The 9,866-nt window shown below is 68.3% G+C and carries 11 protein-coding genes; 4 read left to right on the top strand and 7 right to left on the bottom strand.

Annotated elements, in window-relative coordinates; translation table 11 throughout:
- Positions 1-608: 608 nt before the first annotated feature.
- Entirely contained in the window at positions 609-3,548 is a 2,940-nt protein-coding gene (locus VKH46_05700; GenBank protein HKB70319.1) for an EAL domain-containing protein, read from the bottom strand.
- A gap of 207 nt (positions 3,549-3,755) precedes the next feature.
- On the opposite strand from VKH46_05700, the gene VKH46_05695 reads away from it, so the two are divergent.
- On the top strand, positions 3,756-4,166 hold the full coding sequence (locus tag VKH46_05695; protein HKB70318.1) for a plastocyanin/azurin family copper-binding protein: 411 nt from the start codon (positions 3,756-3,758) through the stop codon (positions 4,164-4,166).
- 287 nt (positions 4,167-4,453) lie between these two features.
- Here the strand turns inward: VKH46_05695 and VKH46_05690 are convergent, their stop codons facing one another.
- From VKH46_05690 to VKH46_05665, 6 genes are all read right to left on the bottom strand, one after another.
- Positions 4,454-4,729 carry a hypothetical protein gene (locus tag VKH46_05690; GenBank protein HKB70317.1) on the bottom strand — a complete coding sequence of 92 codons (276 nt, stop codon included), beginning with the start codon at positions 4,727-4,729 and terminating at the stop codon, positions 4,454-4,456.
- A gap of 49 nt (positions 4,730-4,778) precedes the next feature.
- Positions 4,779-5,576 carry a hypothetical protein gene (locus tag VKH46_05685; GenBank protein ID HKB70316.1) on the bottom strand — a complete coding sequence of 266 codons (798 nt, stop codon included), beginning with the start codon at positions 5,574-5,576 and terminating at the stop codon, positions 4,779-4,781.
- A gap of 335 nt (positions 5,577-5,911) precedes the next feature.
- Entirely contained in the window at positions 5,912-6,268 is a 357-nt protein-coding gene (locus VKH46_05680) for a hypothetical protein (protein ID HKB70315.1), read from the bottom strand.
- 25 nt (positions 6,269-6,293) lie between these two features.
- Positions 6,294-6,746, bottom strand: a complete 453-nt coding sequence (locus VKH46_05675) for a thioredoxin domain-containing protein (GenBank protein ID HKB70314.1) — start codon at positions 6,744-6,746, stop codon at positions 6,294-6,296.
- An 11-nt stretch (positions 6,747-6,757) separates the two neighbouring features.
- Positions 6,758-6,991, bottom strand: coding sequence for a hypothetical protein (locus VKH46_05670; protein ID HKB70313.1), 234 nt, complete (start codon positions 6,989-6,991; stop codon positions 6,758-6,760).
- 56 nt (positions 6,992-7,047) lie between these two features.
- A complete protein-coding gene (locus VKH46_05665; protein ID HKB70312.1) occupies positions 7,048-7,926 on the bottom strand; it encodes an NAD(P)-dependent oxidoreductase in 879 nt (292 codons plus the stop codon).
- Here VKH46_05665 and VKH46_05660 point away from each other — a divergent pair.
- The 3 genes from VKH46_05660 to VKH46_05650 all read left to right on the top strand — a co-directional run bounded on the left by VKH46_05660 (position 7,907) and on the right by VKH46_05650 (position 9,811).
- Positions 7,907-8,209, top strand: a complete 303-nt coding sequence (locus tag VKH46_05660; GenBank protein ID HKB70311.1) for a hypothetical protein — start codon at positions 7,907-7,909, stop codon at positions 8,207-8,209. The two genes, VKH46_05665 and VKH46_05660, sit on opposite strands and share 20 nt — an antisense overlap.
- Before the next feature lie 205 nt (positions 8,210-8,414).
- Positions 8,415-9,284: a glycosyltransferase family A protein gene (locus tag VKH46_05655; GenBank protein ID HKB70310.1), complete on the top strand. Its 870-nt coding sequence runs from the start codon at positions 8,415-8,417 to the stop codon at positions 9,282-9,284.
- Positions 9,281-9,811 carry a dTDP-4-dehydrorhamnose 3,5-epimerase family protein gene (locus VKH46_05650; GenBank protein HKB70309.1) on the top strand — a complete coding sequence of 177 codons (531 nt, stop codon included), beginning with the start codon at positions 9,281-9,283 and terminating at the stop codon, positions 9,809-9,811. Before VKH46_05655 ends, VKH46_05650 begins: the two co-directional genes overlap by 4 nt.
- Positions 9,812-9,866 lie beyond the last annotated feature (55 nt).

The raw sequence follows: 9,866 nt of genomic DNA, 5'->3' as shown, positions 1-9,866 counted from the left end.
AGATGCGCACGAGCGCGTGATGCTGGACGACGATTGTTCTCACCGGCTCACCGCCGGTTGTTCTCACCGGCTCGCCGCCGGCCGTGCGGGCCGGTTCGGACGGCGGCTCTTCCGGTTCGACGGCGGGCGTCACCTCCGGCGAATCCTCCGCGGGAGCCATTTCAGCGGACACGATGACGAAATTATAACGATCGGGTCATCCGGAGCCCTTGTTTAATTCGGGACCCGGAGATGCTCGCACCTTCGGTGCTCGGATTCTGCGAATACGCTTCGTCGCTGCCCGCCTTCGCCGCAGGCTTCCGTTTTCGCTAAAGCTTCGGCGCGACAGGCGGCGCGGCAGTCTGCTCCTCGCAATGACGGAACGAGGCCGATGCCCGGGTGCCGCTTCGAGGTGGTCAACGACGCTCGCCCGGTATGCTGCATTCCCGATCCGTGGAACCTCAAGGCGAGCCCGCGCTCCGGTGATCGCGGAAAGCATGGGGGCGCGGCCAGACGTGCTGAAAGATCGGCGCGGAGGTCCGGGCGGCGGGCGAGGCGTACCGTTGCGTACGTTGAGCCCGCCGCCCGGGCCTCCGCGTCCGATATAGCGGCGCGTATGGTCCGCGCGGCTAAAGAGGCAGTCTTTTGTCTTCGCCGAGCAGAGCCTCGAACTTCTCCGCCGGCAGCGCCGGACTGAACAGGAACCCCTGCACCTCGTCGCACTGCTGCTGCCGCAGGAAATGGAGCTGCTCCGGCGTCTCGACTCCCTCGGCGACGACGCGCAGGCGGAGCTCGTGGGCGAGCACGATCGACGCCCGCACGATCGACGCGTCGTTGGTGTCGCGGGCGACGTCGCGGATGAAGGAGCGGTCGATCTTCAGCGTGTCGACCGGAAGGATCTTCAGATAGGAGAGCGACGAGTAGCCGGTGCCGAAGTCGTCCATCGTGATCCCGACGCCGAGGCGCTTCAACTTTCCGAGCGCCTCGATGCTGATCTCGAGATTCTGCATCGCGACGCTCTCCGTGACTTCGAGCCGGAGCTGGCCCGGCGGAAGTGCCGTCTCCTCGAGAGTCTCGCGGACCCGGGCGGCGAAATCCGCCTCCTGCAGCTGCCGGATCGACAGGTTCACGGCGACCGAGAGGTCGCGGTAGCCCTTGTTGCGCCACGCCCGAACCTGACGGCACGCGAGCTTGAGGACGAGCATGCCGAGATCGACGATCAGGCCCGAATCCTCGGCGAGCGCGATGAAGTCGCCCGGGAGGAGGATCCCGCGGGTGGGGTGCTTCCAGCGGACGAGGGCCTCCATCCCGGTGATCACGCCGGTTCGCAGCGAGACCTGCGGCTGGAAATGGACCCGGAACTCCTCGTTGGCGATGGCGTGGTGGAGCTTGCTCTCGAGCTCGAGGCGCTCGAGGCCGCCGCGCTGTCCCGAGCGCGAATAGAACTGATAGTTGTCGCGCCCCCGCTGCTTGGCGACGTACATCGCGACGTCGGCGTTCTTGACGAGCGAATCCGCGTCTTCGCCGTCCTCCGGAAAGACGCTGATGCCGATCGAGGGGGTCACGAAGAATTCGCGCTGCGCGATCCGGAACGGCTTCCGGAAGACCTCCTGGATCTTGCGCGCGACGATGCCGGCGCTCTCGCGCTGGTCGATCCTCGAGAGGAGGAGCACGAACTCGTCGCCCCCGACGCGCGCGAGCGTGTCGGAGAGCCGGATGAGCGGCAGGAGGCGGTCGGCAACCTGCTGGAGGAGGAGGTCGCCGACCTTGTGTCCGAGGCTGTCGTTGACGACCTTGAAGCGGTCGAGGTCGATGAAGAGGACCGCGAGGAGATGGGACTCTCGCCGCGCCGTCGCGAGCGCGATCCCCAGCCGGTCCTCGAAGCGCACGCGGTTGGCGAGCCCGGTGAGAGCGTCCTGGTACGCGAGGCGTTCGATCTGTTTCTCCGCGCGCTTCGTCTCGGTGACGTCGTGATGGATCGACAGGATCGCGGGTCCTCCTTCGTACTCCATCATCGAGGCGCTCACGAGCATGTCGATCGGGGTGCCGTCGCGGGCGCGATGGACCGAGCTGACGTTGCGGATCGAGCCCTCCCGAACGATGAGCACGAGCTCCTCGGCGGCGCGGCCGGGGTCGTCCACCAGGGCGTCGAGGGTCATCCCGACGAGCTCCTCCGGCTCGAAGCCGTAGGCCTCTCCCGCGCGCCGGTTCGCGTTCAGGACGCGGCGCGTGTCGGGGGAGATGATCAGCACGGCGTCGTTGGCGTTTTCGAACAGGCTCCGGTACTGCCGTTCCGAGCGGGCGAGGGCATCGGCCGCGCGCTTGCGCTCGACCGCGGTCGCGATGTGCTGGGAGACGAACGTCAGCAGCTCCTTCTCGCGCTGCCCGTACCGGATCTTCTCGTTGTAGCTCTGGACCGTCAGCACGCCGAACGTCCGGTCGCCGGATCGGAGCGGAACGCCGAGCCAGTCGACCGACCTCGTCCCCTGCGCGTCGAGTTGCCCCGCGGCGACCCGCTCCTCGATCTCGTTGCCCGAGAGCATCAGCGGCCGCCCCGTCCGCATGACGACGCCCGTGAGCCCCTGCCCCGAGTGGATCGGATCGGGCGGAGAGTCGAACTCGTCGACGAAGTAAGGAAAGCGAATGAGCCCCGCCGCCTCGTCGGCGATCGCGATGTAGAAATTCCGGGCGTACATCAGCTCTCCGACGACGCGGTGCAGCTCCTCGTAGAAGGACCCGAGGTCGTGCGCGGCCCCGGTGATCTCGGCGATCCGGTAGAGCGCGGACTGGACGGCGTCGGAGCGGAGGCGCTCCGTCACGTCCTCGACGAGGACCATGCTTGCGGGGCGGTCCCCGAAATCGAGAGGGTGCGACGTCAGCTTGACCTCGATATCGGAACCGTCTTTGCGGCGGTGGCGCGCCCGCGTCGTGCGGCCGGACTCCTTTTCCGGGGGGCCTTGTTCGGCCGGGGCCGGAGACGTGATCTCCGGGAGCCTCATCGCGAGGAACTCCGCGGTCGAATAGCCGTAGTGCGCGACGGCCGCCTCGTTGACCGCGAGGATCCGCATCGACTCGGAATCGTGGACCCACATCGGAAGGGGGCTCGTTTCGAAGAGCAGACGGTAACGCGCCTCCGAGGCGCGGAGGAGGTCTTCCGCGTTCTTGCGTCCGGTGATGTCGACCGAGACTCCGATGAGGGCCTCGACCGAGCCGTCGTCGGCGCGAATCGGCCGCTGGAGCGACTCGAACGTGCGTCCCTGGACGGTCACGAGCCACGAGAGCTCCTCTCCGGCGAGTCCGCGGCGGAGCGCCGAGAGGATCTCCGGGTTTCCGGCGTACATCTCGAACGCGTTGCGCCCGACCGCTTCGCCGGGCCGCAACCCGAGGACGTCGAGAGCGCCTCCCTCGGAGAGGAGGAACCTTCCGTCGCCGCCGATGACCCAGAGCACCTGCGGAAGGGCGGCGATGAGCCGCCGGAACCAGGCCGGATCCGGAGCGTCCTCCTCCTCGCGCTCGGGAACCGCGAGCAGCCGCCGCACCGCGTCGCCGGGCGAAAAAGAGCCTCTCATGGAAACGCTCGCGAAAAGCGATTCCCGGCACCGGTCGGGGAGCGCGTGTGAATCGGTTTTTCCTCCGTGGGTTTCCGGGATCGTATCCGCCCGGATGCGTCCCGTCAAACCGGATTCTTCACGAGATCTTCAGAGATTAACCTCCCCGTCCCCCCCGGTTTTCCGCGCTACGGTCGCCTCGGAGCGTTTTTTCGCAGGAGGTGAACGATGCTCAGAAAGATTTTCCTGATCGCCGGGGTCGCCGCGTGGACCGCATGCGGGGGGGGCGGCGGCTCGTCTCCGACCGAGAACAAGACGAGTCCCCCCGCCGGCGCGACCGGGACCGTCAACGTGCAGGTGGGCGACAACTTCTTCAGTCCCCAGTCGGTGCGTGTCCAGCCCGGGCAGACCGTCCAATGGATGCTGGTCGGACAGATGACGAACCACACCGTGACCGACACCGGCGGCGCGTTCGACAGCGGGTTTCTCGACCACTCGGGCGCGACGTTCTCCCACACGTTCGGCAGCGGCGACTCGGGCAAGACGTTCAACTATCAGTGCCAGACGCACGCCTCGCTCGGGATGAAGGGGTCGGTGCAGGTGGGGGCGAATGCGCCGCCGCCCTCTCCCGGCTATTAGGGAGGCACGCGCGGCGATCCATCGAGCCGGACGGGCGCGTCAAGCCCGCGTCGCCCTGCGACGTACTGCATACAGTACGCCTCGGGACGCCGCGGTCTTGCCGCATCCCGTCGGGCTCGCGTCTCGCCGCGCCTCGAGGTCGTCGCGACCCATACACGTCGAGCCCTGACTCTTTCGGCCGGCGAGCGCGCAGAAGGGCTCCGGCCGGGCCGGATCGCGAGTCCACGTGTCACCGCGAGCGCGGCGAAGCGATCCCCGAGGTGGGATGCGGACGGGTGGGGCGCCCGTCAGCCCTGAGCGGCCTCGTCGATCTTTTCGGGCGACCGGTCGCGCGAACCCATGGCGAGCCGCGGGAGCTCCCGGACGACGGCGGCCAGCGCTTCGATCATCGCCTCGACTTCCGCAAGCTCCGAAGCCGTCGGAACGGCCTCCTCCCCGCGGACAGCCTCGCCCGTGAGGCGGCCGAAATAGGCGGTCAGCGCGGAGGCGCGCTCGTAGGCGTCGGCGATCGCGAGCCGCAGCGGAGTCCCGCTGCCGGCGGCGGCGAGTCCCTTCGGGTTCATTGGAGAGAAGTCTACTCCGAACGTTTGCCGGGCGCATCCGCCGCGGGGTTCACGTCCGGGCGGCGAGCTCCTCGTCGCGAACGACGTTGCGCGCTCGGCGTTCCTGTCCGCGCTCGAATCCCCGGCGAAATGCCTGATTTTCCCAGCAGTCGAGATACGCATCGCGGAGCGCATTTTTCACTTCGTCGAAGCTCTTTCCCGCGATATCGGGCCGCTGCGCCGCCTCGAAGCCGCACCGGTACATCCGTTCGACGACCGGGAATCGTCCCTCGCCCGAGCCCTCGTAGAACTCTTGTTCCGTGTCGCGGAGACCGACCCACCATTGCTCGCGCGCCGCGTCGAGGCTTTCCGATCCCGCGCTATCGAGGATCCGTCCCGCCCGGTCGGCTTCGTCGCCGGAATCGAGCAGGGCGACGACCACCGATTTCCCGTGGCGGAGCGCATCCTCGTAGACGTAGAGCTCGTCCTTCGGAAGACCGTCGGAGAGGTTTTCCTCGATCGCGTTTCCGGCCGCGGCGCCGCCGACGACGCCGCCGAGCCCGAGGAGCGCGGCGGCCGCGAACCCGATCGCGGTCACGGCGCCCACGCCGGGCACCAGGAGCCCGGCCAGAATCGGCCCCAGACCGAAGCCGGCGGAGGCGCCCATCGCGCCTCCGACCACGCCGCCGATCGCGCCGGCGGTCCCGGGCTGTTCGGTGTCGCTCGTCGGTACCTCGGCGATGTGGGCTTTCCAGTCGCCGGGCGTCAGGAGGTTGAGACGATCGGTGGGGACGCCGGAAGCGAGGAGCCGCTCGACCGCCTCCTTCGCCTTCGAGCGCGTCGCGAAGATTCCCACGGCAGTTTTCATGCGCGGTCCTCCTATCTCAGGAGGAATACAGCACAGGCTGTGCCATAAGACCGTCGGTTTCGCGACACTCGTGGAACTCGGATCGCGAAACCTCCCGCATCGCAAACCTCCTCCGCTTGGTTACTTCGCGGAGACTTTTCGCGATGCGTCCTCCGCGGCTCGGGCTCCTGCCCTCGACCGCTGCGGGGCCCGACCGGGGCAAATGAGGGGAGGAAGACCGTCGCCGGAACGACGCTCGCGGGGCTCGGATCGTTCCGCTCCCGCCGCGCGGACCTCCGAAGAGAGTGTCATCCCGAACTCCACCGCTCCGGCGGCGCGTTCCGGGCTGACGCTCCTCAGGGAGACTGGACCGAGACGGCGACGCCGTTTTCGAAGACGACCACCTTTCCCGCGTGGCGGTAGATCCATCGCTCCCGCGTCCGTCCCGACTCGTTCGACGACGACTCGATCGCGTCCGGGCTTCCGAGGAGGGAACGGACCTGGTCGGGCGTCATGTTCTCGGTGACGCCGCCTCCCTGCGCCTTGTCCGCCTCGCGGGTGGCTTCCGTCAGCGCGTCGTCGGCCGGTCGCGCCGGGCCGTCGGTGCGTGCCGCCGCCGGCAGGAGCTTCCCGGCGATTTCCGCCCGATGACGGACCGTCCAGAGCGCGGCGACGATGATGGCGGCCGCGAGCAGCAGGCGAGAAATCTTCATGGCTCCTCCGGGGTGCGGGGCGATTCTACGCCCCTGCGGGCGCTTGCCGTTCCTCCGCGGCGGCGGTGAGCCACTGAACCATGCGCGCGCTCGGAACGAGCCCGGCCTGCTGGGTGACGATCTCGCCGTCCCGCAGGACGACGAAATTCGGGATCCCGCGCACCCCGAACCGCGCGGCGAGATCGGGATGGAGCTCCGTGTTCACCTTCACGACGAGGGCGCGGCCCGCCATCTCCGCGGCGGTCCGTGCGACCTCCGGAGCGGCCATGCGGCATGGCGCGCACCAGGCCGCCCAGAAGTCCACGAGCACGGGGACTCTCGCGCTCCTCGCAATTTCGTCGAACGCGGCGGAGTCCACCTCCAACGGCTCGGAGCGCGGCGGGATCTCCGAGCGGCACGCTCCGCAGCGGCCGCGGTCGGCGAGATGCTCCGCCGGGACCCGGTTCTTCTTTCCGCAGTCGGGGCAGGGAATCACCATCGGGTCAAATCTTACCCGGTTCGGTCCTGGACGTCGGCGTGGATCTGGCCGCTCCGCTTGAAGTCCCGACTCGCTTTTCCGCCGCGGTCGTAAGCCTGACGCCCCCGCGCGCCGGTCGACGGGATCGGCGGCTGCGATCCGCCGCCGTAGGCCTCGTTCGCGCTTCCGGTGTCCCGGCTTTCCTGCTGCCCGGACGTCGTCTCGGCGTTGCGCCCGGGGGCGTCGGTTTTCCGTGTTCCGCTCATCTTCACCCCGCTGAACCGGGGGGAGCAAGATGTGTACCGGCGAGGCCCGGGCCGCCTCAGCGGCGCAGCCCGGCGTCCTCCGAAACGGCCAGCGCCAGCCCGGCCCAGTCGAGGTCCGCACGGCCCCGTCCCACGCTGGCGAGGAGCCGATCGTGAACGAGGCTCGCGGCGGGCATAGGCGCCCCGCTTTCGTGAGCGGCGCCGAGGACGAGCGCCATGTCTTTGGCGCCGAGGGCGAGCCGGAACCCCGGCGGTGAGTACCGCTGTGCGGCGACCACGTCTCCGTAGTTCTTGTAGACCGGACACGCGAACAGGGTCGAGGAGAAGAGCGAGGCGACGGCCGCTCGCGCGATCCCGTTCTTCTCGCACAGCGCGAAAGCCTCGGCCATCGCTTCGAGCGCGGCCGCGATCAGGAAATTTCCGGAGAGCTTCACGACGTTGGCCGCCCCCGGGTCCTCCCCGAAATCGAACACACCCTGGCCGAGAGCGTCGAGGATCGGGCGCGCCCTGCCGCGCTCGGCGCCGGAGGAGCAGATCCAGAGCTTGCGCGCCGCGGCGGCTTCCGGCCGCCCGAAGACGGGCGCGGCGACGTAGCCGCAGCCGTGCTCGGCGTGCGTTGCGCCGAGCCGGCGCGCCGCCGCGGGAGAAACCGTGCTCATCGAGACGTGCAGCCCCCCCTGCGGCAAACCTTCGAGAACGCCTCCGCTTCCTTCCACGATCTCCTCGAGGGCGCGGTCGTTCGAGACCATCGAGACGACGACGCCCGCTCCCGCGGCGTCGCGCGGCCGATCGACCGCCCATCCTCCTTCCTTCGCAAAGGCTTGCGCCTTCTCGCGCGTGCGATTGAACGCCAGAACCTCGTACCCGGCGCCTCGAAGGTTCGTCGCCATCGGAAGGCCCATGCTTCCCAGTCCGATGAAACCGATCGTCGTCACCAGCCTCTCCTCTCTGAATCGCGGGCGCGATTCTTGCTTTCACGGTCCTCGGGAAAACTCTGCGCCTGAATTTTCCGCTGACGCTTCGGAAATCTCTGCGGAAATCTCTGTGAATATCGCAAGAACATCACGGAAAAATGCGGTCGCGAATCGAATTGCACTGATTATTGTGCTTCCCGATAACTCGTTCTCGTTGCACGCGTTCCACGAAAGAACCGCCGCCGACGCGACGAGAACCCCGGCACGCAATGCCGATGCCATCGATTCCCACAGGAAGATCTGATTTCCGTTGTTGCGTTTACTTCGTTTTCATCGATTTTCATTCGGGAATATTCTTCGCCGATCTTCGCAATGGCGATTTCAGCGCAACCCCGTTTGACGGCGACGCGTCGTTTGCCGGCCTGGTTGGTGATTCCTCTCGCCCTTTTCGTTGGGAACGCGGCGCTCACCGCGCTCGGCCGTCTCCCGTCCGCCGCGCGGGCGGGCACGTGAGCCTCTTCGACGTCGTCCTGCCGACGCGCGGCCGTTCGCACACGATCGGATTCGCCATCGCGTCCGTCCTCGCCCAGACGGAGCCGGAATTCCGGCTGCGCGTCGTCGGGGACGGCTGCGACGACGAAACCGAGCGGGTCGTCGCGACGTTCACCGATCCGCGCGTCTCCTTCGCCCGGTTCCCGAAAGGGACCGGCTTCGGGTACGGCCACCGGAACACCGTGCTCCGGTCGGGCAACGCCCCCTACGTCGCCTACATGACCGACGACGACCTGATGTTCCCGGATCACCTCGCGCTCGGCCGCGCCGCGCTCGAGGAAGGAAGCGCCGGCCTCGTCGCGTTCCGGTCGGCCCAGGTCCGGTTTCCCGACGGCGTGGACCCGTTCTTCTTCGCGTTCGACTGGAAGGTTCCGATCCTCGGCGGCTTCCTTCGGAACTGGTTCATCGGCTCGGCGAACCTCGTTCACCGCCGCGCTCTCTTCGATCGGATCGGCTACTGGGACGCGTCGCTCGTGCGGTTCGGAGACCGCGAGTTCTACCGGCGCGCGCGCGTCGCGGGGGAGGCGCGCTATCGCGCTGAAACGACGCTCCTGCGGTTCTTCGCGGCGGAGTGGGACGCGCGCTATGCGGACCTGCGGGAGCCGCCCCAGAAGCGCTACCTCGAACGGATCGGCGACCCGGAGTGGGTTCGCGGTTTTCGGGCGCTCGCCCGGAGCGGCCCGCGGGGCGCCCGGGTGCGTTTCGGACAGGCGCGCGACTTCCTCCGTTTCGCGGCGCGTTCGGGGCCGAAGTTCGCGAGATTCGCTTTCCGCCGCCGCGCCGCGATTGACACCCCGCCGGACGGGTTCTACTCTCGCCGGAAATGATTCGGGACGGAGCTCTTCCGGAAGGCGTCGTCTGGCGGCCGCTCCAGCCGCTTTCCGATTCGCGGGGCGTCTTCACGGAGATCTACCGCGGAGAGTGGATCGAAGGACATCCCGCGCTCCAATGGAACTTCATCCGGTCGGAGGCGGGCGTGATGCGGGGGGTGCGCGTGCATCCCCGCCACGACGACTACCTCGTCGTGCTGGAGGGGTTCCTCCAGGTCGGGCTTCGCGATCTGCGGCGGCGGTCGCCCACGTTCGGTCAGACGGCGCTCGTGGAGCTTCGCGGATCCGCCCTTTCGCTCCTCAAGACGCCGGCCGGCGTCGCCCACGGGCTGTACGTCGCCGAGCCCTCGCTCGTCGTGATCGGCGTGACGCGCTACCACGATCCCGATGACGACATTCCGGTTCGCTGGGACGACCCGGCGCTCGGGATCCCGTGGCCGTTCGCGGCCGCGGCGATATCGCCTTCGGACGCCGCTGGGCTCTCGTTTTCCGAGGTCAGCGAGATCTTCGACCGGACGGGGTGACGCCAGCCGCCGTTCGGGCGGCTTCGATCGCCGCGACCGCCGCGGCGCCCTCACG

It is taken from the genome of Thermoanaerobaculia bacterium (assembly GCA_035260525.1).
In the GTDB taxonomy this organism is placed as follows: Bacteria; Acidobacteriota; Thermoanaerobaculia; order UBA5066; family DATFVB01; genus DATFVB01.
Note: the sequence above shows the minus strand (reverse complement) of the source record. Positions and strands in the feature narration are given on the sequence as shown.